The sequence below is a fragment of the Pseudomonas auratipiscis genome (assembly GCF_036324085.1).
Lineage (GTDB): Bacteria > Pseudomonadota > Gammaproteobacteria > Pseudomonadales > Pseudomonadaceae > Aquipseudomonas > Aquipseudomonas auratipiscis.
Map to the genome: position 1 here is coordinate 354,741 of NZ_JAZDCU010000003.1, position 24,689 is coordinate 379,429.

A 24,689-nucleotide genomic window follows, 5' to 3' on the forward strand; every position below is an offset into this window, starting at 1 on the left:
CTTATCTCCGCGCTCGGCTTACAGAATAGAAACAGACACTTATACAGGACCTTGCTCATGCCCCCATCTGCCCCACCCCTGCTGGTTGTAGAGGATGATCCAACCGTGCGCGCGTTGATCGCCGATGTGCTGGAGGCTCTGGATTACACCGTCATCGTCGCCCAGGATGGTGAAGCGGCCCTGAAAATTCTTCAGGACCCAAACCAGGCACTGGCCCTGATGATGACTGACATCGGCCTGCCAGGCATGAGCGGCAATGAACTGGCGAGCAAGGCGCGAGAAGCCAGGCCCCTACTGCCCATTCTTTTCGCCAGCGGCCTAGGGGATTCCAGCGAGATACCGAATGGCATGTACATGATCAGCAAACCCTTCGGCATCGATACGTTGCGTGACAAGGTAAAACATATCCTGGCGGCCGTGGAAACCGACAATTCGTTGTAGTATGGGTGCTTTTTCCAAGGCTACCCTCGCTCATGCTCAAGCCCACGCTCAACGTCCTGGTCATCGGCTACGTCTGGCCCGAACCGCGCTCTTCGGCTGCCGGCGGGCACATGATGCAAATCCTCGAAAGTTTTGTGCAGCGTGGCTGGCAGGTGACGTTCAGCAGCCCGGCAGTAATCGGCGAGCACAAGGCGAACCTTGTCGAGCTGGGTATCGCCGAGCAGAACATCACCCTCAACGACAGCAGTTTCGACCATTTCGTCAGTGAGCTGGCCCCGGATGTCGTGCTGTTCGATCGTTTCATGATGGAAGAGCAATTCGGCTGGCGTGTGGAAAAGCACTGCCCCAATGCCTTGCGCGTGCTGGAAACCTCAGATCTGCAAAGTCTGCGCGATGCCCGCCAGCAACTGTTGCGCCGCCGTCTGATCGAAGGGCTGGACCCCAACGACTTTCGCGAACTGTTCGCCACCTCCGGCCCCGACCTGTATCGACAGATGGCTGGCGCTGACCTGACACTGCGGGAACTGGCGGCCATCTACCGTAGCGACTTGAGCCTGATGATCTCCGATGTCGAAATCGACCTGCTCATCAATGGCTTTGGTGTTCCCGAGCATCTCTTGCACTGGTGTCCGCTTATGGTCGATGTGCCCAGCGAACCCTTCAAACCTTATGCCGAGCGTGCCGACTTCCTCACCATTGGCAACTTCCGCCACGCCCCTAACTGGGATGCCGTACTGTGGATGAAGAATACCCTGTGGCCGATCATCCGCCGCCACCTGCCCAAGGCGCAATTGCGCATCTACGGCGCCTACACGCCGCCCAAAGCCACAGCGCTGCACAAACCTGGCGAAGGTTTTCACATCATGAACTGGGCCGAAGACGCCCTGGAAGTAATGGGCAATGCGCGTATCTGCCTGGCGCCGCTGCGCTTTGGTGCCGGCATCAAAGGTAAACTGACTGACGCCATGCTCTGCGGCACGCCCAGCGTGACCACCCCCATCGGCGCCGAAGCCATGCACGGCGCCCTGCCCTGGCCAGGTGCCGTGGCCGGCACCGGCGAAGGCCTGGCCGAAGCCGCCGTGCAACTTTACAACGACGAAGCCCGCTGGCAACAGGCACAGCAACAGGGGCTGCAACTGCTCAAGGCTCGTTATGATCGCCGCCAGCACAGCACCGCCCTGGTCGAACGTATCGAATACGCCCTGGACGATCTGGACCAGCACCGCTTGTTCAACTTCACCGGCGCCATGCTGCGTCACCACCAGCACAAAAGTACCCAGTACATGGCGCAATGGATCGAGGCGAAGAACCGTCTTGCTACAGCGGTCGACGCAGCAGATAAGTGTCCATGATCCAACCCTTGCGCGCGCGCGCCTGCTCGCGCTGCGCAAGAATCTGCTCGCGAACCTCGCGCAACGGCCCAGAGATCAACATCTGGTCGTCCGTTCCGAGGTAAGCGCCCCAATAGATAAGCACGTGCGGATCATCCAATGCGGCGAATGCGCATTGACCATCGAGCATCACCACCAGGTTGTCGATCTGCGCCTGTTCGGCAAGACGCCGGCCAGGCAGTACGGTCAGCGGCTCGCCAATACGATTTAGGGCAATTCGATGGGCTGCGGCCAGGGCCTGCACACTACTGATACCGGGGATGACATGCAGTTCGATGTCGACGCCGCGCTCCTGTACCAGGTCAAGAATGCGCAGCGTACTGTCATACAGCGTCGGTTCGCCCCAAAGCAGGAATGCCCCGCACTCACTCTCGGCCAGCTCGTTGTCGATCAACTGCGCATAAAGCGCGGCGCGCTTGTGGTGCCAGTCCTGCACGGCACCGACGTAGTCGCTGGCGCTGCCATCGCGCTGGGGATCCTCGACTTGCACCAGACGATAATCCGCATGCTCCACGTAGCGTTCAAGGATCTCCTTGCGCATTTGCAGCAACTCGTCTTTCACCTGGCCCTTGTCGAGCACGAAAAACACCTGCGCCCGGTTCAGTGCGTCGATAGCTTCCAGGGTTATCTGGCGCGGATTGCCCGGCCCGATTCCAATCAACAGCAGCGTTTTCATTACAATGCCTTCCACGGCTCGGCCAATCGCCATTGTCGACTGACCGAGAGGCAGTGGCAATGCGCCGCTTACCAGATGGAGAAGTTGTAGCTGACGATGACCCGCGTTTCATCCATATCCCGGGCCCACTTCTCATAGTTACTGCGATAGGTGGAGTTGCGCAGGCGAACGCTGACATCCTTGAAGGTGCCGCTTTGCACTTGATACTTGAGTTCGCTGTCGCGCTCCCACTCCTTGCCCTCGGCCTGGCTGCCCGGCACCTTGATATGATCACCGTTGATGTAACGGGTCAGGAAGCTCAAGCCCGGCACACCGATGGCCTTGAAGTCATAGTCATAACGCAACTGCCAGGAGCGTTCCTGGGCAGCGGCAAAGTCGTTGACCTGGGCATAGTTGACCAGGTAAGGGTTGCTGCCATCAAGATAAGGCATGGCATTTTCGCCATACATGCGCTGCCAGCCGGCGCTGATCTTGTGCCCACCCAGGCTGTAGCCAAGCATGCCGCTGAAGGCGCGATGTTCGATCTCTCCTGCGCGGGCATTGCCAATGTCATCACTTTTGATCAGGCGCATATCGGCCGACACCGTACCGACGCTCAATGGCTGACTGGCGAGCACACCCAGAAAATGCTGGCGGTAGATGTTTTCCAGTTTGGCAACCTGATACTGCGCGCTTAACCGTTCGTTGAAGGTGTACTCGACGCCGGCCATATCGAAATGATCAGCGCTGGTGTTACAGGCATAACGCTTGTTCTTGCAGTGGACACGAATGTCCTGGCGGTCGGTTGAGTCCCGTGCGGTGTACTTGTCCAGGCGCGCGACACTGAACTTGAGATTGTTGATTTCCTCGGAGGTGAGCATCGCGCCCTGGAACATGGTTGGCAGCAAGCGGCCATCGTTGTACTTGAGCAGCGGCATGTCGGGCAGCATCGAGCCGTATTTGAGCACCGTCCTGGAATAGCGCATTTTGCCGGCGACACCGAGTTTGGCGTATTGGTCCACCGACCCGCGCGGGTCATTGCCGCTGGACGGCATCAAGCCACTGTTGCTGTCAGCCGGACTGGAGTCGAGTTTGATCCCCAGCATCCCCAGGGCATCGACACCGAAGCCCACAGGTCCCTGGGTATAACCGGACTGCACATTAAGAATAAATCCCTGCGCCCACTCTTCGCGTTTCGAGGCGCCCTGGCTGGAACTGACATGTCCATCGCGAAAGTCTCGATTGAAATAGACATTGCGCGCTTCGATTTTGGCACTGCTGTCTTCAAGAAAGCCGGCTGCCTGAGTGGAAGCGGCAGTCAACATTGCGAGCAGGCCAGCAAGGCCGCGTCCGGGTGCTAGGGGAAAGGGGGCAAACATGGAATGCAAAATCCGAAAGAATGGATGACAAATCAACTGCAGGCCTTGTGGGCAGCAGTACTAGATCCGCTGCCTTACAGGTCGAGGCCAATCACGAATAATCTCAAACCGCTCTAGCACGCGCCATTGGACCTTTGTCCAAGTCAGCGAGAGGCAATTGACTAGTTATTTGGTATTACCGTGCACACAAGTAAGAAAGTTCCACGCCGGCTTCAGAATATTTCCCTTGTTTACCCGCCGCCAAGGGACTACTACACTCATTATTAGTGTGATGATTCCCCACCCCAGTGCAGGCGGCCTCATTAAGATTATTTCTTGATTTTGCCCATGCCGCGCCACTGCAGACATAAAGGAGTAATGATTGTGTCCAGACTTGCAGAGTTCCGTGCAGCCGAAAAAGCGCTAAAAGAACAGATGGCGCAACTGGAAGCACTGAAAAAGGATGCTGGCCTCAAACGCGAAATCGAGTTTGAGCGCAAACTTGTCGACCTGATGGGTAGCTACGGTAAAAACCTGCGCGACATCATTTCCATTCTAGACCCAAAGGCTGGGGCAAAAAGTGCGGTAGTCGCTCCTAGAACACGTCGTGCGCGGGTGGTTAAAGTGTACGAAAACCCGCACACCGGCGAACTGATCGAAACCAAAGGTGGTAACCACCGCGGCCTCAAAGCGTGGAAGGAACAGTACGGCGCGCAGACCGTCGACAGTTGGTTGCGTTCGTGAAAGCGTCCTTCACACTTTTTTCACATCCATTGACTCAGGATGAAGACTGCTAACGGACTAGCGCCCCATACGCCCGCCTCGGCGGGCTTCTAATTCTTGCGCCCCGCCCCCCTGAAGGCGGGGCGCAATTGGTTTGCGCAATCGCTTCACTTCCGTATCATGTGGCCCTGACTGTTTTGCTGGCACAAACGCTGCCAGCCTCTTCAAGCGGAGTGCCCATGAGCCTGAACCATCTCGACACCCTTGCGGGTGTTACCGCGCAACCGGATGCCGCGACCCAGAATTTCGTTTTCAACCACACCATGCTGCGCGTCAAGGACGTTGCCAAATCCCTGGACTTCTACACACGCGTCCTGGGTTTCAGCCTGGTGGAAAAACGTGACTTCCCTGAAGCCGAGTTCAGCCTGTACTTCCTCGCCCTGGTCGATAAGGCACAGATCCCTGCCGATGCTGGCAAGCGCACAGAGTGGATGAAGTCGATCCCGGGCATCCTTGAGCTGACCCATAACCACGGTAGCGAAAACGATCCTGATTTTGCCTACCACAACGGCAACACCGATCCACGTGGCTTTGGCCATATCTGTATCTCAGTGCCGGACATCCGCGCAGCCTGCGAGCGCTTCGAGCAACTGGGCGTCACCTTCCAGAAGCGCTTGAGCGACGGTCGTATGAAGCACCTGGCGTTCATCAAGGACCCGGACGACTACTGGGTCGAGATCATCCAGCCTACCGAGTTCTAAACCACTGATCAGTGGTTAGCCGGTGCGGAGTCGATCGCGGAGCAGCTTGCTCCGCGATTGGCTGCAAAGCCGCCCTCCTTGCACTTCTTGCCTACATCCACCCCACTACCGACCGCTGCCCGTCCAAAGGCCACTGAGGCCCCGCGTCTGCTCGCGGGTGGCCAGGCAATAATACAGCGGACACGTCACCAACAATCCTACCAGCCAGGACAGGTCCGCCCCGTCGACAAGATTGGCGTAAGGCCCCACATACAAGGAAGTGTTGGCAAACGGCAACTGCACAAGAATGCCGCACGCGTAAGCGATGATCGCGTGGGCATTGAAACGCCCATAGATGCCGCCATCAGCACTGAATATCGAGGCAATGTCGTAGCAACCACGTTTGATCAGGTAAAAATCGATCAGGTTGATCGACGCCCACGGCACGAGCACCAGCAGCAACGCCAGAATCAGGCCGATGAAGTGGGAAATGAAGTCTGCCGAGGCGCTCAAGGCCACCAGGCAGCAGCCGAGCAGAATCACACTGGCCAACACGACCCGCACGTTGATACTGGGTGTCCAGGCGCTGGCAAAGGTCTGGATCGAGGTAACGATCGAAAGCACAGCACCATAAAGATTCAGGGCGTTATGACTGATGATGTTGAGCAAGAACAACACCATCAACACCGGCCCCAGCCAACCGGTGGCCTGCTCGACCGCAACCATTGCCTCAGTACCTTCCGGTACCGCCAGCACCGCTACAGCGCCAAAGCTGAATGACAGGATGGTCCCCAGCGTAGCGCCAAAGTAAGTCGCCCAGAATGGCCGGGCAATCCCGACTTCCCGAGGCAGATAGCGCGAGTAGTCGGAAACGTAAGGCGAAAAGCTGATCTGCCAGATAACCCCCAATGACAGGGTGGCAATCCAACCGGACAGGTTGAATCCGCCGCGGGTGTAGAAGTCAGCAGGCAGCTCCTGGGCGAACATCATCACAAATCCCGCCAGCAATGCACTACCCATCACCCAGGTACCGATGCGGTTGAGGGTGTGGATGAAGCGATAACCGATCACGCCGATTGCCGTGGCGCTCAAGGCGCCGAGGATGATCGCCGCCGGCATCGGCACACTCGGCGCAATGCCGTGGATCGACTTGCCGGCCAGGACGATGTTGGAAATGAAGAAGCCGACGTAGATGATCGCGGCAAAGAACACAATCAACAGTGCACCGTAGCGACCGAACTGGCCGCGGCTCTGGACCATCTGCGGAATGCCCATTTGCGGCCCCTGTGCCGATGCCAGGGCAATCACCACGCCTCCAAGCAAGTGCCCGAGGGCAATCGCCAGCATTCCCCAGAACAGATTCAGGTGGAACACCTGTACCACCATGGCACCGGTGACAATTGGCAGAGGCGCGATGTTGGTGCTGAACCACAAGGTGAACAAGTCTCGCGCCTTCCCATGGCGTTCGGCAGGCGGTACGTAATCGACCGTATGGTTTTCGATCAACTGGTGTTGCGAAGACGGCTGGGACATGGGCAATAGGCTCGAAAGGTTCTGTTTTTATCTTTGTAGGAAACCGCGCGGAGTGCTCGAAGCGGCCTCTCAGCTGAAGACCATATTATGGTATTCCAACATTTGCACAAGACTGAGCCGCTTCTTTTACCTGCAACTGATCTGCTTTCCTGCTAGCTAAAAACTGCCCCATATAGCGTTTAGCCCAGCAAATTCGGCGGTTTAACCCATTCATCGGGTGGATGCACCGCGCAAAAATTCCCCTTGCAATCTAGATATTACGGTATACCATCAGACACACAAGACAAGAACAGCGGCCCGACGCCGCACTCCGAGGAACACACCATGATCGACGCAACTGTCTATAAAAACGTCCTGGGCTCCTTTCCCTCCGGCGTCACCGTCATCACCACCCTGGATAACGACGGCCAAATCGTCGGTCTAACTGCAAGCGCCTTCAGTTCGCTGTCCATGGATCCACCACTGGTGCTGTTCTGCCCCAACTACAGTTCCGACTCCTACCCGGTGCTGATCCGCAACAAGCGCTTTGCCATTCATCTGCTCTCGGGCGCCCAACAAGCCGAAGCCTATGCCTTCGCGCGCAAGGGCAAAGATAAAGCCGAAGGTATCGAATGGACCCTCAGTGCGCTGGGCAACCCCCTGCTGGCAAACGCCACGGCAATCATCGAATGCGAACTATGGCGCGAATATGAAGGTGGTGATCACGCCATCATGGTAGGCGCGGTCAAGAACCTCATCGTTCCCGAACGGGCACCCAGCCCCCTGGTGTACTGCCGCGGCAAGATGGCGGCGCTGCCCGCGTTTGCCTGACACTATTCTTACGACAGGCGCCAGGCGCAGGTCGAGAGTCATGCCGCCTGATCCGACAGGCGACCTACAACAAGATCCGAGGAATGCGTCATGAAATTTTCGTTGTTCGTACACATGGAACGTTGGGATGAACAGGTCAGCCATCGCCAGCTGTTCGAAGACCTGACCGAACTGACCCTGATGGCCGAAGACGGCGGTTTCAGTACCGTGTGGATCGGCGAACACCACGCCATGGAATACACTATCTCGCCAAGCCCGATGCCGCTGCTGTCCTACCTGGCAGCGCGTACAACCACGATTCACCTGGGCGCGGGAACGATCATCGCGCCGTTCTGGCACCCCCTGCGGGTGGCCGGCGAATGCGCCCTGCTGGATGTGATCAGCAACGGTCGCATGGAAGTGGGTCTGGCACGCGGCGCCTATCAGTTCGAGTTCGATCGCATGGCCGCCGGTATGCCGGCCTCCGAGGGTGGGCAAGCGCTGCGCGAAATGGTGCCGGTGGTGCGTGCCTTGTGGCAGGGGGACTATGCCCACGACGGTGACATCTGGAAGTTCCCGACCTCCACCTGTGTGCCCAAGCCGATCCAGAAACCCATGCCACCGATGTGGATTGCCGCCCGCGACCCGGACTCGCACAACTTTGCGGTCAAGAACGGCTGCAATGTGATGGTCACCCCGTTGATGAAGGGTGACGAAGAAGTACTGGACCTGAAAAACAAATTTGAAGCCGCACTGGCCAATAATCCCGATGTCCCGCGCCCGCAACTGATGGTGCTGCGTCACACTCACGTCCACAGTGCGGACGATAGCGATGGCTGGAAAGTCGGCGCCCAGGCAATTTCCCGTTTCTACCGTACCTTCGATGCCTGGTTTGGCAATAAGCAGGTGCCGGTCAATGGCTTCCTGGCGCCGAGCCCTGAGGAGAAATTCAAGGAGCGTCCGGAGTTCGAGCTGGAAAACATCCGCAAGAACACCATGATCGGCACGCCTGAGGAAATTATTGCGCGCATCCGCTACTACCAGGAGCTGGGCGTGGATGAGTTCAGTTTCTGGTGCGACAACAGCCTGCCGCATGCCGAGAAGAAAAAGTCCCTGGCGCTGTTCATCAACGAAGTGGTACCGGCTTTTCGCTGAAGCCTTACGTTCGTCGGCCCAGATCATGCTGGGCCGCTACTGTGGTATACCCGAAAGAGCAGCCTAGCCTGCATCTTGAACGAGGAGCGTTTAATCACGACGAGCTATCGATACCCAGCAGCGAGGTCAGGACGATGAAAACCCTTCAATGCGTGCACCGCAATCACACCATTACCGCCAGTGTCGAAACCCACGAAGGCATTCCTACGCCCTTCGCTGGCGGCTGCCTGATTACCGACCCTGAAGGCCATACCAGTCGGCGTCTGCCGCTTCCGATAAAAATGGCCTATCTGGCAGACCTGGAAAACGCTCAACACGCCTCACTTGCCCATGGCAAGTGGTTGGTTGATCAGCAGTTGGACAGACGTCAGCAGGTGTTCTGAGCACCATTTACGGGCTAGCAGTATGTCACCCCAGCCATCAATGCCCCTGCAGCACCACCGGTTTGCCTGGCGATTGCACAGCATCGCTGTCACTGCCAGGCAAGCCCAAGCCAAAATCACCCTGCTCGTTCCAGTCTTCGCCAAACATCTCTACCGGATGCATGGTCCGATCGGCGCCGTTGCCGCAGGCCAGGGCGTTGGCTGCGCAGTAACGATCACATCCCCAACAGATCCGTTCGGGATGCTTCGGACTGACAGGAAAGGGCTTAGCCATGTGATTCCCCAGACAGGCGATGGGCGAGCTTCTACGTTAGGGCTGCGCGGCAGTTTTGCCCTTGATGTAGATCAAGTTTGATCAGCCATTTCGCGGAAAATTGATAATAATCATTATTATTCACGTGCAAGCTTCCTAGACTGGCTTCCTCTTTTATCAGTACCCAGGAAGTCGTCATGCGCACCCCTTTCTCGCTGTCACTCGCCTTGCTTCTGATCGCCCCACTGGCCCAGGCCAAGGAATACCCAATCGGGGAACCACAAATGTGCCCAGGCCTGGAGGTCGGCGCGGTGTATCTGCAGCCTATCGAAATGGCCCCGGCGGGCATGATGCGCCCTACCGCCGAATCCGATGTGCACCTGGAAGCCGACATCCGCGCCACCGCCGATAACCGCCAAGGCTTTCAGGAAGGCAGTTTCGTGCCTTACCTGAACGTCTCCTTCAGCTTGAAAAAGCAAGGCAGCGATACCCCCATCAGCGGTGATTTCCATGCCATGGTCGCCAATGACGGCCCGCACTACGGCGACAACGTCAAACTACAGGGTCCAGGCAAGTACGAACTGACCTTTACCGTGTTACCGCCCAGCGGCCACGGCTCGCTCGGTCGTCATACCGACAAGGAAACCGGAGTCGAGCCGTGGTTCGAGCGCTGTGAGCTGCACTACACCTTTGTCTACGCCGGCATAGGCAAGAAAGGTGGCTATTGAATGAACACCCTATCCTCAGACCACCCTGCACCCAGTAGGCTGGCCCGCGTACACCGACGCCTAGCCTGCTTGATTCTGGCCGGTGCGACCACTTCGCTGGCAGCGGCGCCGCTGCCTACCTATGAGCTGATATTGCGAGACGGCTACTTCACCCCTGCGGTGCTGGAAGTACCGGCCGGACAGCGATTCAAGATCATCCTGAAAAACCAGGGTGAAGGTCCGGCCGAATTTGAAAGCACGCCCTTACGGGTAGAGAAAGTTCTCTCGCCTGGGGTGACGACTTTTGTCGTCATTCACCCGTTGAGGCCCGGCCGCTACCCCTTCTTCGATGAATTCAATCCGCAACTGCCCGAGGGCGCAATCCAGGCGCAATAGCCTGGGTGCAGGGAGTCATCATGAATCAAGCACTGTTTATTGTCTGGCGCGAAAGCGTGGAGGCGCTGCTGGTGATCGGCATCCTTCAGGCCTGGGTCAGCCAGCAGGAACGCGGCCAGCGTCTGCTCAAGTTTCTCTGGACCGGAGTCGCGCTGGGCCTGCTGCTCTCGGGCATGCTGGCGCTGTTGATCCTGTTCGCCGGTGATGCCATGAGCGGCGCCGCCAGTGAGTGGTTCCAGGCCGGCCTGGCGCTGGTTGCCAGCGTGCTGATGGTACAAATGGTCGCCTGGATGCGCCGCAATGCGCACTCCCTCAACGACAACCTGCGACGGCATGCCGACCAGCAACTGGCCCGCCAGGGCGGTATCGGACTATTGCTGCTCGCGATGCTGGCAGTGAGCCGCGAAGGCAGTGAGACGGTGGTCTTTCTCTACGGTGCCGCCGCCCGCCTGCAAGGCGCACAATTGGACCAATTTGCCCTCGGCGGTGTTGCCGGACTGGTGCTGTCGGGGTTGACCATCGTGTTGTTGCACAGCAGTCGCAGGATCATTTCCTGGCGGCGCTTCTTTGCCTTGAGCGAGGCTGTATTGCTGTTGCTCGCTGCAGCTTTGCTGGTCAGTGCAGTCGAGCGCATCAGCGGTCAATTGCTGGCCATGGATTTACCCGAAATGGCTTACGCCCTGGTTGGCGATGCGCTTTGGGACACCAGTAGGTTTCTTAGCGATAGCCAAGGCTTTGGCGCATTTCTCGCAGGCTTTGCCGGCTACCGCGCAAGCCCGAGCGCCCTGACCTTGCTGGTAATGGCAGGTTATTGGCTGTGTGTAGGTTGCTGGCTGGTACAGCGCAGAACAGGCGCCAGCCCATGTCCAGCCTGAGTTTGCGCAATCGCTTGTTGCAACAACTGGGTGATGGCATGCGTCGGCATGCCGGGCTGATTCGGGTCATGCAATGGGCGGTGGTGCTGTTCTACGCGCTGCTGCTGGTGCTACCAGCGCTGCTGCCCTTGCCTGATAGCCAGGCACGAATGCTCGACAACCTCACCCTGTTCGCCCAGTTCCTGTTCTGGGGCATCTGGTGGCCATTCGTGCTGCTGTCGATTGTGCTCTTCGGACGCCTGTGGTGCGGCGTGCTGTGCCCGGAAGGTTCCTTGAGCGAATGGGCCAGCCAGTATGGCAAGGGCATGGGTGTACCCCGCTGGGTGCGCTGGGGCGGTTGGCCCGCCCTGGCCTTCTGCCTGACCACCGTGTATGGCCAACTCATCAGCGTTTACGACTACGCCCAGGCGGCCCTGCTGATACTCGGAGGATCGACCGTAGCCGCCGTTGTCGTCGGCTTGCTGTTTGCACGCGGCAAACGGGTGTGGTGCCGCTACTTGTGCCCGGTCAGTGGTGTCTTTGCCCTGCTCGCCCGCCTGGCGCCCGTACACTTTCACGTCGATGAACAACGCTGGAAGGAGAACACCGCCGCACGCCTGCCCCCGCCCAACTGTGCCCCGCTCCTGGATATTCGCCGGATGCAGGGCGCCAGCGACTGCCACGCCTGCGGCCGATGCAGCGGGCAACGCGGTGCGGTGCAACTGATTGCCCGCTCCAGCAACGAAGAAATTCTTCATTCCATCACACACACGCCGTCTCCCTGGGACAGCCGCTTGTTGCTGTTCGGCGTCATTGGCCTGGCCATGGGTGCATTCCAGTGGACCGTCAGCCCGTGGTTCATCGCGCTCAAGCAATACCTGGCGCAGTGGCTGGTGGAGCACGATATTCTCTGGCCCCTGCACGACAACGCGCCTTGGTGGCTGCTGACCCATTACCCACAACTCAACGACAGCTTCAGTTGGCTCGATGGCTTCAGCATTCTGCTGTACCTGAGCGCCAGTGCGCTGATACTGGGCACGGGCCTATGGCTCTTGCTGCGCCTGGCGGCCCGACTTGTCGGCCAAGCTGAAATGTTTGGCCCCCTGAGCCTGGCACTCACGCCGCTCGGCGGCGCCGGGCTGTTTCTCGGCCTGTCGGCAACCACGGTAAAGCTGCTGCGCTATGAAGGCTTGTTGCTGGAGTGGGTGCAACCTGCCAGGGCCGCGCTGTTGATTGCGGCCATGCTCTGGAGTGCCTGGTTGGGAGGGAAGCTTCTGGCAGGCCAGAAAACCTCCCTGTTCCGACGCGGTGTAGCAGGCGCCTGTTTACTGGCAGCCATTAGCGTCGTCGGTTATGGCTGGTGGCTGCAATTCTGGGGTTGGCTCTAAGCCTTAGCCGCGCACCTCGAACTGCGCAAACAACTCGCCGAGGGTGTCCCATAACGCAGGTAATGCGGCGTGCATGGATACCTTCGGCAGGCTCATATCGAGCATCTGCGCGGTGCGTACCTGCTGAACGACGAAGTGTTCTACCCCACGCTCTTTCAAGCGCTGGGCCAGGGTCAACAACCGAGCCGGATCGATCAGATCCCAATGCACCGTAGTCCGGCATTCGTAATCCACGCCACTGTCCAGGAGCATATCCAGGCTGCGCCAGTTGGCCACACCACTGCCGCGCACTCGGGTTATCAATGCGCACTCTTCGGCCAGCGCCTTGACGTCGAAGCCAACCCAATCGGCCCCCGACAGCGCCCGGGCAAAGGCCTGCGGCTTGATACCTGCACTGTGCAGGCCAACCCCAAAGCCCATGTGCCGCACCTGCGCCATTGCCTCCGGCAGGCTGTCCTGCAACGTTGCCTCGCCACCACTGAAGACCACCGCATCAAGCAGGCCCTGGCGGCGCTGCAAGAACGCCAATACCTGGTGCCAAGGGACTTCCTCGGCGCCACGCGGCCCAATCAGTTGAGGATTATGGCAGTAACGACAACGCCAGGCGCAACCCTGGCAGAACAAGACGCAGGACAACTTGCCCGGATAATCGAGGGTGGTCAGGGGCACCATGCCCCCGACCCGTAACGCTCGGGTCATTGACGCCCGGCCGATGCCGAGCACTCGGTAAAGTGCTGGCGTTCGCGATGCTCGGACTGTTTACCTGGATTGAAGGCCGACACCGGGCGGTGATAGCCCATCACGCGGGTCCAGACTTCGCAGCGTTGACGTTGTGCCACAGGTAGGGTTTGCAGTGCAGTCATGGTGAAGCTCCTTGCGTTGAATTGATCGGATCAGTGAACAGTGCCGTCCTGCTGCGCGAGCAACAGTGCCTCGTCACACTTGGGGCAAAATTCGTGTTCGCCATCAAGGTAGCCATGCACCGGGCAGATGGAGAACGTCGGGGTAATGGTCAGGTACGGCAAGCGGAAGCGTCCCAGTGCATTGCGAACCAATTGCTTGCAGGCCTGGGCTGATGAAATACGTTCGGCCATGTACAAGTGCAGCACCGTGCCGCCGGTGTACTTGCACTGCAACTCGTCCTGCAATTCAAGCGCCTCGAACGGATCGTCGGTATAGCCCACCGGCAGTTGCGAGGAGTTGGTGTAGTACGGCGCCTGTGGGCTGCCGGCCTGGAGAATGCCGGGAAAACGCTTGAAGTCTTCTTTGGCGAAGCGGTAGGTCGTGCCTTCAGCCGGGGTCGCTTCAAGGTTGTAAAGGTGGCCACTCTCCTCCTGGAACCGCACGAGGGTAGCGCGCACATGGTCCAGCAGATTCAGGGCAAATCGCCGACCTTGCTCGGTATGCAGGCCCATCTGGTCATCGCTGTAGTTGCGCAGCATTTCGTGCAGGCCGTTAACGCCGATGGTAGAGAAGTGATTGCGCAACGTGCCCAGGTAACGCTTGGTATAGGGGTATAGACCTGCGTCCATGTGGTGCTGGATCACCTTGCGCTTGACCTCCAGGCTTTCCATGGCCAATTCCATCAAGGTATCGAGACGCTCCAGCAGCCCCTTGATATCACCCTTGAACAAGTAGCCCAGACGCGCGCAATTTATCGTCACCACCCCCAACGAACCGGTCTGCTCCGCCGACCCGAACAACCCCCCACCGCGCTTGAGCAACTCGCGCACATCCAGTTGCAGGCGGCAGCACATCGAACGCACCTGGTTTGGCAGCATGTCGGAATTGAGGAAGTTCTGGAAATATGGCAAACCGTAGCGCGCAGTCATCTCGAACAAGCGCTCGGCGTTCTCGCTGTCCCAGGGAAAATCATGGGTAATGTTGTAAGTCGGAATAGGAAAGGTGAACACCCGACCCTTGGCATCACCGGCCTGCATCACTTCGATATAGGCGCGGTTGAGCAGGTCCATTTCGGCTTGTAGCTCACCGTAGGCGAACGGCATTTCCTCACCGCCAATCACCGGAATCTGCTCGCGCAAATCTTCCGGGCAAACCCAGTCGAACGTCAGGTTGGTAAACGGTGTTTGCGTGCCCCAACGCGATGGCACGTTGAGGTTGTAGATGAACTCCTGAATGGCCTGGCGGATCTCTTCGTAGCCGAGTCGATCCTTGCGCACGTAGGGTGCCAGGTAAGTATCGAAGGAACTGAACGCCTGCGCCCCGGCCCACTCGTTCTGCAAGGTACCGAGAAAATTGACCATCTGCCCCAGGGCGCTGCTCAAGTGCTTGGGCGGACCAGCCTCGACGCGCCCGGGCACACCATTGAGGCCTTCGTGCAACAGCGTACGCAGCGACCAGCCCGCGCAATAACCGGCGAGCATATCCAGGTCGTGCACATGCAAGTCGGCTTCACGGTGCGCGCGGCCGATGGCTTCGCTGTAGACCTCATCGAGCCAGTAATTGGCCGTGACCTTGCCGGACACATTAAGTACCAGCCCGCCAAGGGAATAGCCCTGATTGGCATTGGCCTGCACCCGCCAGTCCTCGCGGTTGAGGTACTCGTTCATCGATGTTGCGACTTCGACCAGCGTCTTGCGATCACGACGCAAACGCCCGTGCTGTTCGCGATAAACGATGTACGCGCGCAACGACAGAAAATAACCGGCGTCCATCAACACCCGCTCGACCCGATCCTGTACTTGCTCTACATGCAACTGCGCAAAATTTTCAAGTTGCGCCAGCACCGCCGCCAACAACCCATCAACCTCAACCTCAGCGTACTCACCGGTAGCCTTCCCGGCAGCAATCAGAGCCTGACGAATCTTATCGGCATCAAAAGCGACCAAACTGCCGTCGCGCTTATACAGCTGGTTATTCCCCACCCTGATCAGCGTGCTGTGCATTTACCCTCCAAACACTACATATAGATGTTTATAAACCCAAAAACACAATATGCAGTGGAGATTACGTGCAAACGCATCGCGCAAAATTGACCGACGTCAAGACCAGGGGAAAGCAAAAAACCATTCCCCACGCACACAAAAAAAAAGAGCACAGTCAGTTGTGCTCTTGATCTCAATCTGCAGCGAGGGGACCCGAAGCGCAGCGCAGGGCCCCTGGTGGGGCAGGTCCTTCACCCCGGCCAAGCGCACGCCCTCACCCGCCACTCATATTCATGAACCGCAAAATCTGTACCTCTCCATCAGGATTGAAGTCGTGGCGCAACGGCTTCCCCCGCAACGCCTGCTGCACCGCACTGACAATCGGCTGATCATCCAATGGATAGCGCCGCAACAACCCTCGCAGATCCAACGAATCCTCCTGGCCCAGGCACAACAACAACCGCCCCTCCACCGTCATCCGCACCCGATTGCAACTGGCGCAGAAATTATGGCTGTTAGGCGAAATGAAGCCGATACGCGTATCAGAATGTTCAACCAACCGCACATAACGTGCCGGCCCACCACTGTTCTCGGCACTGTCGAGCAAGGCATAACGACTGGCAACCAGCCCGCGAACCTCCTCACTGGAGCAGAACGACTCACCCCGTGAACGACCCACCTCGCCCAAAGGCATCTCTTCGATAAAGGTAATATCGATACCCTGATCAATGGCGAACTGCACCAACGGCAGCACCTCATCGAAATTGCGCCCCTTCATCACCACGCAATTGAGCTTGACCCGTTCGAACCCGGCGCGACTGGCAGTCTCGATACCACGCAGCACCTGATCAAGATCACCGTTACGGGTAATCGCCCGAAACCGCTCGGCATCCAGACTGTCGAGACTGATATTCATGCGCTTGACCCCGGCCTCGACCAACGGCCGGGACAAACGCTGCAACTGTGAACCATTGCTGGTCATCACCAACTCACGCAAACCCGGCAAGGCGGCAATGTGACGGCACAGATCGACGATACCCGGACGAATCAACGGCTCCCCCCCGGTCAGGCGAATCTTGCGAACCCCCTGGCCGACAAACAGCGTTGCCAGACGCTGCAATTCCTCCAGGGTCAACACCTGCTGACGCGGCAAGAAAGTCATGTTCTTGGCCATGCAGTACACACAGCGAAAATCACAACGATCGGTCACCGACATCCGCAAATAATCGATCTGCCGCCCGAATCCATCCTGCATCACAGTGCTCATCACATTCCCCTTGTCGAACCGGTTACTGCACCAGCGGCGAATCGGCACCCTGCAGCTGAATACCGCGGATGTCCGCAGCACCGATCAGCGTTTGCAGGTATTGCACCACCGCTTTTTGCCAGACGCCTTGTTGCAACTGAGTACGGATGGCTGTTGCTACCGCCTCATAGGGCAACTGCTGTCCTTCGATACGCTGGTCGACGCTGAGCACGTGCCAGCCATAACGACTTTCCAACGGCTTGTCAGCCAGCCCCTGAGCCAGGGTGAACAACTGGCGTTCCAGTTCAGGCACGGTCTGACCCTTGCTGATCTGCCCCAGTTCCCCCCCCTGCGCCTTCGACGGGCAGGCAGAGTACTTCAGTGCGAGTTCACCAAACTGCTCGGGAAACTGCGCCAGGCGTTGCTGAAGGATTTCAGCCTGAGCCAGTGCCTCGCTGCGTCCCTCGGCATCGTCCGGCGCACATTCCAGCAGAATGTGCCGAACCGCCAGCAACGGTGCGCTGTGGAAGCGCCCACGGTTGCTTTCGTAGTAACGCTGACAGGTCGCCTCGTCACACTCAGGCACCTGCACCTCGCGCTCCAACAGCAAACGCGTGGCCGCCTCTTCTTCGTTATCGCCAGGGCCAACCTGCAAAGTCAAACCCAGCTCGGCGATCCGCTGTTGCAACAGCTCGCGGATCACCAGTGCGCGGGCGGCCATGAACACCGCTTCCTCGCGGTCGGCCGCCGGGTGATACTGCAGTTCCTGGGCCATAGCCTGGGCACTGATCGGCACCTCATTGACGCTGATGATCGGCCATTCCTGCTCGCTGCTGGCGATCAGTTGGGCCGGGGCCTCGGCCTCAACCACCACCGGTTCCACGCTCGGCACCGGTTCTTGCACCGATGAAGAGGCACAACCACCGCCACCGCCACTACCGCCGCCACATCCACATCCGCTTGACATGACTGTCTCCTCAGATTTTCTGCCGAACGATTTGATAACGACGTCCCAGGTACCAGATCGGTGCGCTGACGATGTGCACCAGACGGGTGAAGGGGAACAGTACGAACAGGGTCAGGCCCAGGAACACATGCAGCTTGTACACCAGGCTGACCGGGGCAATGGCTGCTGCCGCTTCCACTGGACGCAACATCACGGTGTTCTGTGCCCAATCCGCCAGCATCACCATTACCGAGCCGTCCATGTGGCCGGTCGAAGCAACAATGGTCAGCAGGCCAAGCACCAACTGCGCCAGCAACACCACCAGGATCAGGATGTCCGAGGTGTTTGAAGTGGCGCGAACCCGTGGGTTGGTCAGGCGACGGTGAATCAGCATGATCAGGCCGATCAGGCACAGCAGGCCGAAAAAGCCGCCGGAGACCATTGCCAGCAGTTGCTTGTTCTCAGTGCTGATCACATGGTGATAGACCGACGCCGGGGTCAACAGGCCCACAAAGTGCCCCGCCAGTACAAACAGCACACCGACATGGAAAAGGTTGCTGGCCGCACGCATGCCACTGCTCGACAACATCTGGCTCGAGCTGGCCTTCCAGGTGTACTGGGACAGGTCGAAACGCGCCCAACTGCCCAGCAGGCAGATAGCCAGTGCTACATAGGGATAGACCCCGAACGCCAACAGATTCCATTTAGACATTGTTCACCTCCCCGGCCGGCGCGCTGGCCTGCCCTTGTTGCTGAAAATCGACCCAATGCAGCGGTACCGCACTTTCCTCCCGTGCCTTGCCAGGGGCGCTTGGCAGCGAGCTGCAGCGCTCCTGCTGCTCGGCCTTGAGGAAGTCCACTGCCTCTTCTTCCCAGATTTTGTCCAGGGCTTCGAGTGAGTCATCACGCTGCTCGGCCGCTACTTGTTCGCGCAGATCAGCCACCGCTTGATGCGGCTCGGAACCGGCGATTTGCAGCAGCGCACGGAAGCAACTGGCATATCCGCTCTCGCGCTCTTCCAGGCGTGCAGCGAGCAGCGCCAGCAGATGGGCGATATCTGCGAGGCCCTCGCGGGCCTCCAGGTCGTCGCGGGTCGAGAGGTATTCCAGGTACAGCGGAATGTAGTCCGGCAGCTCCTTGACGCCGATGGCAAAGCCGGCGTCTTCATACTGGGCGAGCATGTCGACCATGGCCTGGCCACGGTCGCGCGATTCGCCATGCACGTGCTCGAACAACAACAGTGACAGCGAGCGACCACGACCGAACAGTGCGCCGTAGTGCTCCTGGCCATCCATCAGGTCGTTGTTACAGATCAGTTCGAGCAGTTCGAACAGCGCGCCGCGCTGGTTCGGGCTGATTTCCCGCGACTGATGAATGGCCAGTTCCAGCTCATCGCGCCCGGCCACCAGACTTTCGGTTGGATAATCGAGCAGCAACGAAATCACTTTAAGAATGCGCATACTCAGTCCTCCCACAACTGCACGGTTTTGAGGATGTCGCGGCGGTTGGCTTTCTTGGCACCGAACATGTTGGTGTCGGAGCTACCACTGCAACCACTGCCGAAGCTGAAGCCACAACCGGAACGCTCGGCAAACGCATCGCTCATTGCTTCTTCACGGTGAGCGCTAGGTACTACATAGCGGTCTTCGTAGTTGGCGATGGCCAGGTAGCGGTACATTTCCTCGACCTGATTCACGCTCAAGCCAACGTCTTTGAGCACTTGCAGGTCCTGCACACCTTCAACCTGCTCGGAACGCTTGTAGGCACGCATGGCCAGCAAACGCTTGAGGGCACGTTTCACCGGCTTCTCGTCACCGGCGGTGAGCAGGTTGGCCAGGTAGCGCAGTGGAATACGCAGGCTGTCGACATCCGGGATAACCCCGTTCATGCCCACGGTGCCAGCGGCTGCGGCGTTCTGAATTGGCGACAGTGGCGGTACGTACCACACCATCGGCAGCGTGCGGTACTCAGGGTGCAGTGGCAAGGCCAGCTTCCAGTCAACCGCCATTTTGTACACTGGCGAGCGCTGTGCAGCGTCGATCACCGATTGCGGCACGCCATCCTTCAGGGCCTGGCGAATGACTGCCGGGTCGTTGGGGTCGAGGAAAATCTCCAGCTGTTTTTCGTACAGGTCATGCTCGTTGGCCGTGCTGGCCACTTCGCTGATGCGGTCGGCGTCGTACAACAGCACACCCAGGTAGCGAATACGGCCAACGCAGGTTTCGGCGCAAACCGTCGGCATCCCGGCTTCGATCCGTGGGTAGCAGAAAATGCACTTCTCGGATTTGCCACTTTTCCAGTTGAAGTAGATCTTCTTGTACGGGCAGCCGCTGATGCACATCCGCCAGCCACGGCATTTTTCCTGGTCGATCAAGACAATGCCATCTTCCTCACGCTTGTAGATCGCACCGCTCGGGCACGATGCTGCACAGGCCGGGTTCAAGCAGTGCTCGCACAGACGCGGCAGGTACATCATGAAGGTGTTTTCGTACTCTCCGTAGATGTCCGCCTGGATCTTGTCGAAGTTCTTGTCCTTGCGGCGCTTGGCAAACTCGGTACCGAGAATTTCTTCCCAGTTCGGGCCCCATTCGATTTTTTCCATACGCTTGCCAGACACCACCGAGCGTGGCCGCGCGGTAGGTTGGTGATCGCCCAGCGGTGCGGTGTGCAGGTGCTGGTAGTCGAAGTCGAACGGCTCGTAGTAGTCGTCAAGCCCAGGCAGGTCCGGGTTGGCAAAAATGTTCGCCAGCACGCGGAACTTGCCGCCAATACGCGGCGAGATCGAGCCGTTGCTGTTGCGTACCCAGCCGCCCTTCCATTTATCCTGGTTTTCCCACTCTTTGGGGTAGCCGATACCTGGCTTGGTCTCAACGTTGTTGAACCATGCGTATTCCATGCCTTCACGGCTGGTCCAGACGTTTTTGCAGGTGATTGAACAGGTGTGGCAGCCAATGCATTTGTCCAGGTTCAGGACCATGCCAACTTGTGAACGAATCTTCATGACAGCACTCCTTATTCAATATCGGTTGGCAGAGGACGTGGCAGCTCATCGCCACGCGAACCATCGAGCCAATCGACCTTGGCCATTTTGCGCACCACGACGAATTCATCGCGGTTGCAACCGACCGTGCCGTAATAGTTGAACCCATAGGCCTGCTGGGCATAGCCGCCGATCATATGGGTGGGCTTGAGCACCACACGGGTAACCGAGTTGTGGTGGCCGCCGCGGGTCTTGGTGGTTTCCGAACCGGGGACGTTCACGATCCGTTCCTGGGCGTGGTACATCATCACCATGCCTTCCTTGACCCGCTGACTGACCACCGCACGGGCGGTCAACGCACCGTTGACGTTGAAGCATTCGACCCAGTCGTTGTCTTCGATACCGGCGCGTTTGGCGTCGATCTCCGAGAGCCAGATAATCGGGCCACCGCGGCTCAGGGTGAGCATCAGCAGGTTGTCGGTGTACGTACTGTGGATGCCCCACTTCTGGTGCGGAGTGATCCAGTTCAGAACGATCTCGGTTTCACCGTTGCTGCGCTTGCCCTTCACACCGGCGATGGTGCGGGTGTTGACCGGCGGACGGTAGCTCATCAACTGCTCGCCGAAGGCCTGCATCCATGGGTGGTCCTGATAGAACTGCTGGCGGCCGGTGATGGTGCGCCATGGGATGTTCTCGTGAACGTTGGTGTAGCCGGCGTTGTAGCTGACATGTTCGTCTTCAAGACCCGACCAGGTCGGGCTGGAGATGATCTTGCGTGGCTGCGCCTGGATGTCGCGGAAGCGGATGGCCTCGTGAGCCTTTGGCAACGCCAGGTGGCTGTGGTCGATACCGGTGAACTCGGACAATGCTGCCCAGGCCTTGACCGCCACATGACCGTTGGTTTCCGGCGCCAACGAAAGAATGACTTCAGCAGCATCGATTGCTGTATCGATTTTCGGCCGACCCTGGCTGATACCTTCTTCTTTCTCGCGGTAGTTCAGTTCGCCGAGGAAATCGACTTCTTCCTGGGTTTCCCAGTTGATGCCTTTACCACCGTTGCCAAGCTTGTCCAGCAGTGGACCAAGGGAGGTGAACTGTTTGTAGATGTTCGGGTAGTTGCGCTCGACCACTTGCAGGTTCGGCGCGTTCTTGCCCGGCTCAGGTGCAACACCGGCGGTTTTCCAGTCAGTGCCACCGAACGGCTGGGCCAGCTCGCCAACACTGTCGTGCATCAGCGGTACGCTGACCACGTCCTGCTCAATGCCCAGATGCCCTTCGGCCATACGCGAGAAGGCTTTGGCGATACCTTTGTAGATCTCCCAGTCCGAACGTGATTCCCACGCCGGATCAATGGCGGCCGACAGCGGGTGAATGAAGGGGTGCATGTCCGAGGTGTTCATGTCGTCCTTCTCGTACCAGGTAGCGGTCGGCAGAACGATGTCGGAATACACGCAAGTGGAGGACATGCGGAAGTCCAGGGTAGTCACCAGGTCGAGCTTGCCGATGGCACCATCGTCGACCCATTCGGCTTCCATCGGCTTGCAGTCGCCGACCTGGCCGATGTCTTCGTTCATCACACCGTTGCGCGTACCCAGCAGGTACTTGAGCATGTACTCGTGGCCCTTGCCGGACGAACCCAGCAGGTTGGAACGCCAGACGAACATGTTGCGCGGGAAGTTGACCGGGTTGTCCGGCTGTTCGCAGGCAAAGCGCACGCTACCGTCCTGCCAGCCCTTGACCACATAATCCTTGGGCGTCATGCCCGCGGCGGCAGCGTCGCGCGCGATTTTCAGCGGGTTGGTATTGAACTGTGGCGAGCTAGGCAGCCAGCCGGCACGTTCGGCGCGGATGTTGTAGTCCAGCGCATGCTCGGGGAACTGGCTCTTGTCAGCCAGGGGCGAGAGCACGTCGTGCATGTTCATTTTTTCATGGCGCCACTGCGAGCTGTGGGCATAGAAGAAGCTGGTGCCGTTCATCTGCCGAGGCGGACGGCTCCAGTCCAGGCCAAAGGCCAATGGCAGCCAACCGCATTGTGGGCGCAGTTTTTCCTGGCCTACATAGTGAGCCCAGCCACCACCGGTCTGACCGACACAACCGCAGAGCATGAGCATGTTGATCAGCCCGCGGTAGTTCATGTCCATGTGGTACCAGTGGTTCATCGCCGCACCGACGATGATCATCGAGCGTCCACGGGTCTTGTCGGCGTTGTCGGCAAATTCGCGCGCAATCTGGATAGCTTTCTCACGGCTCACGCCAGTGATCTGCTCTTGCCAGGCGGGAGTGCCCGGTACATTGGCGTCGTCGTAGTCACGCGCAACGTTGGCGCCACCCAGGCCACGGTCGATTGCCAGGTTAGCCGCCGACAGGTCGAACACGGTGGCTACCTTGACCTGGCTGCCATCGGCCAGGGTCAGGCTGCGCACCGGTACACGGCGGTACTGCACGGCATCACCGGCCACATGCTGGAAGTGCTCGTGGGATTCACCAGCGAAATACGGGAAGGCTACTTCGGCGACGTCGCCACCGATCAGGCTCAGGGTCAGGTCGATTTCGCGTCCGGCGCCGCCTTCACGGGCGAGGATGTTCCACTTGCCCTGCTCGCCCCAGCGATAGCCGATCGAGCCTTGCGGTGAAACCAGCTCACCGTCAGCATTCTGCGCAATGGTTTTCCACTCGGGGTTGTTGTCCTGGCCCAGATTGTCAGCCAGGTCCGAGGCGCGCAGGAAGCGGTCAGGCTGGTAGCCCGCGCCCGGTGCGGTGCCAAGCATCGGCTTGAGCAGCACCAGTACTGGCAAGTCGGTGTAGCGCTTGGCGTACTCAGTGAAGTAGGCGCTTGGCTTGTCGAGGTGGAACTCTTTGAAAATGACGTGGTTGAACGCTTGGGCCAGGGCCGCATCGGTACCCTGTTTCGGGTTCAGCCACAGGTCGGTGAGCTTGGCCACCTCCGAGTAGTCGGGAGTGATTGCCACAGTCTTGGTGCCCTTGTAGCGAACTTCGGTGAAGAAGTGCGCATCCGGGGTACGGGTCTGCGGAACGTTGGAGCCCCAGGCGATGATGTAGTTGGAGTTGTACCAGTCGGCCGATTCCGGCACGTCGGTCTGCTCGCCCCAGACCATCGGTGATGCTGGAGGCAGGTCGCAGTACCAGTCATAGAAGCTCAGGCAGGTGCCGCCGATCAGCGACAGGTAGCGCGCGCCGGCAGCGTAGCTGACCATCGACATCGCCGGGATCGGCGAGAAGCCCACTACCCGGTCAGGGCCGTACTGCTTGACGGTGTAAACGTTGGCCGCAGCGATGATCTCGGTGACTTCGTCCCAGCTGGAGCGGATAAAACCACCCATGCCGCGCTTGCTCTTGTACGAATCAGCCTTGGCCTTGTTCTCGACGATGCTCGCCCAGGCCTCGACCGGTGCCATGCTCTGACGCGCTTCGCGCCACAGTTTGAGCAGAGGCTTGCGGATTTTCGGGTATTTCAGACGGTTGGCACTGTAGATGTACCAGCTGTAGCTGGCACCCCGTGGGCAGCCGCGTGGTTCGTGGTTGGGCAGATCGTTACGGGTGCGCGGGTAGTCGGTCTGCTGGGTTTCCCAGGTGATCAGGCCGTTTTTCACGTAGATCTTCCACGAGCAGGAGCCGGTGCAGTTCACCCCATGGGTGGAGCGCACGATCTTGTCGTACTGCCAACGCGAACGGTAGACGTTCTCCCAGTCGCGCGACTCTTTGCGAGTTTCTCCGTGACCTTCGGAGAACTCGCCTTGCTTGCGGTTGAAGAACCGCAGTTGATCGAGCAGATGGCTCATGATGCTTTCCTCTCAGGCTTGCTGTGGGGTCTATGCCCCACCCACGCAAAGGTTGAATTCAGATCG

22 protein-coding genes and 1 pseudogene are annotated in these 24,689 nt (G+C 58.9%); 11 read left to right on the plus strand and 12 right to left on the minus strand.

Features of this window, described 5'->3' with window-relative positions; genetic code table 11:
• Positions 1 to 57: 57 nt before the first annotated feature.
• Complete coding sequence (locus V0R60_RS06410; RefSeq protein WP_330078938.1) at positions 58 to 441, plus strand: response regulator; 384 nt, start codon at positions 58 to 60, stop codon at positions 439 to 441.
• A 32-nt stretch (positions 442 to 473) separates the two neighbouring features.
• Positions 474 to 1,793, plus strand: a complete 1,320-nt coding sequence (locus V0R60_RS06415) for a glycosyltransferase (protein ID WP_330078937.1) — start codon at positions 474 to 476, stop codon at positions 1,791 to 1,793.
• Here V0R60_RS06415 and cobF read toward each other — a convergent pair.
• Both cobF and V0R60_RS06425 read right to left on the minus strand, forming a co-directional pair.
• Positions 1,759 to 2,508, minus strand: a complete 750-nt coding sequence (cobF, locus tag V0R60_RS06420) for a precorrin-6A synthase (deacetylating) (RefSeq protein WP_136475706.1) — start codon at positions 2,506 to 2,508, stop codon at positions 1,759 to 1,761. The genes V0R60_RS06415 and cobF overlap by 35 nt on opposite strands.
• Before the next feature lie 68 nt (positions 2,509 to 2,576).
• Positions 2,577 to 3,866, minus strand: a complete 1,290-nt coding sequence (locus V0R60_RS06425; RefSeq protein ID WP_330078936.1) for an OprD family porin — start codon at positions 3,864 to 3,866, stop codon at positions 2,577 to 2,579.
• Positions 3,867 to 4,229: 363 nt separating this feature from the next.
• On the opposite strand from V0R60_RS06425, the gene V0R60_RS06430 reads away from it, so the two are divergent.
• The gene (locus tag V0R60_RS06430) at positions 4,230 to 4,589 is read left to right on the plus strand and encodes a histone-like nucleoid-structuring protein, MvaT/MvaU family (RefSeq protein WP_136475704.1); all 360 of its coding nucleotides are present in this window, start codon (positions 4,230 to 4,232) and stop codon (positions 4,587 to 4,589) included.
• Positions 4,590 to 4,807: 218 nt separating this feature from the next.
• On the plus strand, positions 4,808 to 5,329 hold the full coding sequence (gene gloA / locus V0R60_RS06435) for a lactoylglutathione lyase (RefSeq protein ID WP_136475703.1): 522 nt from the start codon (positions 4,808 to 4,810) through the stop codon (positions 5,327 to 5,329).
• A 105-nt stretch (positions 5,330 to 5,434) separates the two neighbouring features.
• Here the strand turns inward: gloA and V0R60_RS06440 are convergent, their stop codons facing one another.
• Positions 5,435 to 6,841 carry a purine-cytosine permease family protein gene (locus V0R60_RS06440; RefSeq protein WP_136475702.1) on the minus strand — a complete coding sequence of 469 codons (1,407 nt, stop codon included), beginning with the start codon at positions 6,839 to 6,841 and terminating at the stop codon, positions 5,435 to 5,437.
• Positions 6,842 to 7,165: 324 nt separating this feature from the next.
• On the opposite strand from V0R60_RS06440, the gene V0R60_RS06445 reads away from it, so the two are divergent.
• From V0R60_RS06445 to V0R60_RS06455, 3 genes are all read left to right on the plus strand, one after another.
• Positions 7,166 to 7,651: a flavin reductase family protein gene (locus V0R60_RS06445; RefSeq protein WP_136475701.1), complete on the plus strand. Its 486-nt coding sequence runs from the start codon at positions 7,166 to 7,168 to the stop codon at positions 7,649 to 7,651.
• 90 nt (positions 7,652 to 7,741) lie between these two features.
• A complete protein-coding gene (locus V0R60_RS06450; RefSeq protein WP_330078935.1) occupies positions 7,742 to 8,785 on the plus strand; it encodes an LLM class flavin-dependent oxidoreductase in 1,044 nt (347 codons plus the stop codon).
• 134 nt (positions 8,786 to 8,919) lie between these two features.
• Positions 8,920 to 9,168 (plus strand): hypothetical protein, encoded by a 249-nt coding sequence (locus tag V0R60_RS06455; RefSeq protein WP_136475699.1) that lies wholly within the window; start codon positions 8,920 to 8,922, stop codon positions 9,166 to 9,168.
• 37 nt (positions 9,169 to 9,205) lie between these two features.
• On the opposite strand, the gene V0R60_RS06460 is transcribed toward V0R60_RS06455, so the two are convergent.
• The gene (locus V0R60_RS06460; protein ID WP_136475698.1) at positions 9,206 to 9,442 is read right to left on the minus strand and encodes a DUF3079 domain-containing protein; all 237 of its coding nucleotides are present in this window, start codon (positions 9,440 to 9,442) and stop codon (positions 9,206 to 9,208) included.
• A gap of 176 nt (positions 9,443 to 9,618) precedes the next feature.
• Here V0R60_RS06460 and V0R60_RS06465 point away from each other — a divergent pair, with 176 nt between their 5' ends.
• The 4 genes from V0R60_RS06465 to V0R60_RS06480 are packed head-to-tail and all read left to right on the plus strand — an operon-like array spanning position 9,619 to position 12,766.
• Positions 9,619 to 10,149, plus strand: coding sequence for an iron transporter (locus V0R60_RS06465; protein ID WP_136475697.1), 531 nt, complete (start codon positions 9,619 to 9,621; stop codon positions 10,147 to 10,149).
• Positions 10,150 to 10,524: a cupredoxin domain-containing protein gene (locus tag V0R60_RS06470; RefSeq protein WP_136475696.1), complete on the plus strand. Its 375-nt coding sequence runs from the start codon at positions 10,150 to 10,152 to the stop codon at positions 10,522 to 10,524.
• Positions 10,525 to 10,544: 20 nt separating this feature from the next.
• On the plus strand, positions 10,545 to 11,399 hold the full coding sequence (locus tag V0R60_RS06475; RefSeq protein WP_330078934.1) for an FTR1 family iron permease: 855 nt from the start codon (positions 10,545 to 10,547) through the stop codon (positions 11,397 to 11,399).
• Complete coding sequence (locus tag V0R60_RS06480; RefSeq protein WP_136475694.1) at positions 11,387 to 12,766, plus strand: 4Fe-4S binding protein; 1,380 nt, start codon at positions 11,387 to 11,389, stop codon at positions 12,764 to 12,766. Before V0R60_RS06475 ends, V0R60_RS06480 begins: the two co-directional genes overlap by 13 nt.
• A gap of 3 nt (positions 12,767 to 12,769) precedes the next feature.
• Here V0R60_RS06480 and V0R60_RS06485 read toward each other — a convergent pair whose 3' ends face one another.
• The 8 genes and pseudogenes from V0R60_RS06485 to V0R60_RS06520 form a co-directional block, all read right to left on the minus strand.
• Complete coding sequence (locus tag V0R60_RS06485) at positions 12,770 to 13,465, minus strand: anaerobic ribonucleoside-triphosphate reductase activating protein (protein ID WP_256658346.1); 696 nt, start codon at positions 13,463 to 13,465, stop codon at positions 12,770 to 12,772.
• Positions 13,462 to 15,672: pseudogene (locus V0R60_RS06490) on the minus strand (ribonucleoside triphosphate reductase). The gene V0R60_RS06485 and the pseudogene V0R60_RS06490 overlap by 4 nt, the downstream one beginning before the upstream one ends.
• Before the next feature lie 253 nt (positions 15,673 to 15,925).
• A complete protein-coding gene (moaA, locus tag V0R60_RS06495) occupies positions 15,926 to 16,918 on the minus strand; it encodes a GTP 3',8-cyclase MoaA (protein WP_136475691.1) in 993 nt (330 codons plus the stop codon).
• Between the two features lie 22 nt (positions 16,919 to 16,940).
• Positions 16,941 to 17,864, minus strand: a complete 924-nt coding sequence (locus V0R60_RS06500) for a peptidylprolyl isomerase (protein WP_330078933.1) — start codon at positions 17,862 to 17,864, stop codon at positions 16,941 to 16,943.
• Positions 17,865 to 17,874: 10 nt separating this feature from the next.
• Complete coding sequence (gene narI / locus V0R60_RS06505) at positions 17,875 to 18,555, minus strand: respiratory nitrate reductase subunit gamma (RefSeq protein ID WP_136475689.1); 681 nt, start codon at positions 18,553 to 18,555, stop codon at positions 17,875 to 17,877.
• The gene (narJ, locus tag V0R60_RS06510) at positions 18,548 to 19,303 is read right to left on the minus strand and encodes a nitrate reductase molybdenum cofactor assembly chaperone (RefSeq protein ID WP_136475688.1); all 756 of its coding nucleotides are present in this window, start codon (positions 19,301 to 19,303) and stop codon (positions 18,548 to 18,550) included. Before narJ ends, narI begins: the two co-directional genes overlap by 8 nt.
• 2 nt (positions 19,304 to 19,305) lie before the next feature.
• Positions 19,306 to 20,844 carry a nitrate reductase subunit beta gene (gene narH / locus V0R60_RS06515; protein WP_136475687.1) on the minus strand — a complete coding sequence of 513 codons (1,539 nt, stop codon included), beginning with the start codon at positions 20,842 to 20,844 and terminating at the stop codon, positions 19,306 to 19,308.
• Between the two features lie 11 nt (positions 20,845 to 20,855).
• The gene (locus V0R60_RS06520; protein WP_136475686.1) at positions 20,856 to 24,623 is read right to left on the minus strand and encodes a nitrate reductase subunit alpha; all 3,768 of its coding nucleotides are present in this window, start codon (positions 24,621 to 24,623) and stop codon (positions 20,856 to 20,858) included.
• Positions 24,624 to 24,689 lie beyond the last annotated feature (66 nt).

Bases quoted from the DNA above. Each gene is read 5' to 3' on its own strand.
- V0R60_RS06410 (WP_330078938.1), top strand. From the start codon at position 58: ATGCCCCCATCTGCCCCACCCCTGCTGGTTGTAGAGGATGATCCAACC.
- V0R60_RS06415 (WP_330078937.1), top strand. From the start codon at position 474: ATGCTCAAGCCCACGCTCAACGTCCTGGTCATCGGCTACGTCTGGCCC.
- cobF (WP_136475706.1), bottom strand. From the start codon at position 2,508: ATGAAAACGCTGCTGTTGATTGGAATCGGGCCGGGCAATCCGCGCCAG.
- V0R60_RS06425 (WP_330078936.1), bottom strand. From the start codon at position 3,866: ATGTTTGCCCCCTTTCCCCTAGCACCCGGACGCGGCCTTGCTGGCCTG.
- gloA (WP_136475703.1), top strand. From the start codon at position 4,808: ATGAGCCTGAACCATCTCGACACCCTTGCGGGTGTTACCGCGCAACCG.
- V0R60_RS06440 (WP_136475702.1), bottom strand. From the start codon at position 6,841: ATGTCCCAGCCGTCTTCGCAACACCAGTTGATCGAAAACCATACGGTC.
- V0R60_RS06445 (WP_136475701.1), top strand. From the start codon at position 7,166: ATGATCGACGCAACTGTCTATAAAAACGTCCTGGGCTCCTTTCCCTCC.
- V0R60_RS06450 (WP_330078935.1), top strand. From the start codon at position 7,742: ATGAAATTTTCGTTGTTCGTACACATGGAACGTTGGGATGAACAGGTC.
- V0R60_RS06455 (WP_136475699.1), top strand. From the start codon at position 8,920: ATGAAAACCCTTCAATGCGTGCACCGCAATCACACCATTACCGCCAGT.
- V0R60_RS06460 (WP_136475698.1), bottom strand. From the start codon at position 9,442: ATGGCTAAGCCCTTTCCTGTCAGTCCGAAGCATCCCGAACGGATCTGT.
- V0R60_RS06465 (WP_136475697.1), top strand. From the start codon at position 9,619: ATGCGCACCCCTTTCTCGCTGTCACTCGCCTTGCTTCTGATCGCCCCA.
- V0R60_RS06470 (WP_136475696.1), top strand. From the start codon at position 10,150: ATGAACACCCTATCCTCAGACCACCCTGCACCCAGTAGGCTGGCCCGC.
- V0R60_RS06475 (WP_330078934.1), top strand. From the start codon at position 10,545: ATGAATCAAGCACTGTTTATTGTCTGGCGCGAAAGCGTGGAGGCGCTG.
- V0R60_RS06480 (WP_136475694.1), top strand. From the start codon at position 11,387: ATGTCCAGCCTGAGTTTGCGCAATCGCTTGTTGCAACAACTGGGTGAT.
- V0R60_RS06485 (WP_256658346.1), bottom strand. From the start codon at position 13,465: ATGACCCGAGCGTTACGGGTCGGGGGCATGGTGCCCCTGACCACCCTC.
- moaA (WP_136475691.1), bottom strand. From the start codon at position 16,918: ATGAGCACTGTGATGCAGGATGGATTCGGGCGGCAGATCGATTATTTG.
- V0R60_RS06500 (WP_330078933.1), bottom strand. From the start codon at position 17,864: ATGTCAAGCGGATGTGGATGTGGCGGCGGTAGTGGCGGTGGCGGTGGT.
- narI (WP_136475689.1), bottom strand. From the start codon at position 18,555: ATGTCTAAATGGAATCTGTTGGCGTTCGGGGTCTATCCCTATGTAGCA.
- narJ (WP_136475688.1), bottom strand. From the start codon at position 19,303: ATGCGCATTCTTAAAGTGATTTCGTTGCTGCTCGATTATCCAACCGAA.
- narH (WP_136475687.1), bottom strand. From the start codon at position 20,844: ATGAAGATTCGTTCACAAGTTGGCATGGTCCTGAACCTGGACAAATGC.
- V0R60_RS06520 (WP_136475686.1), bottom strand. From the start codon at position 24,623: ATGAGCCATCTGCTCGATCAACTGCGGTTCTTCAACCGCAAGCAAGGC.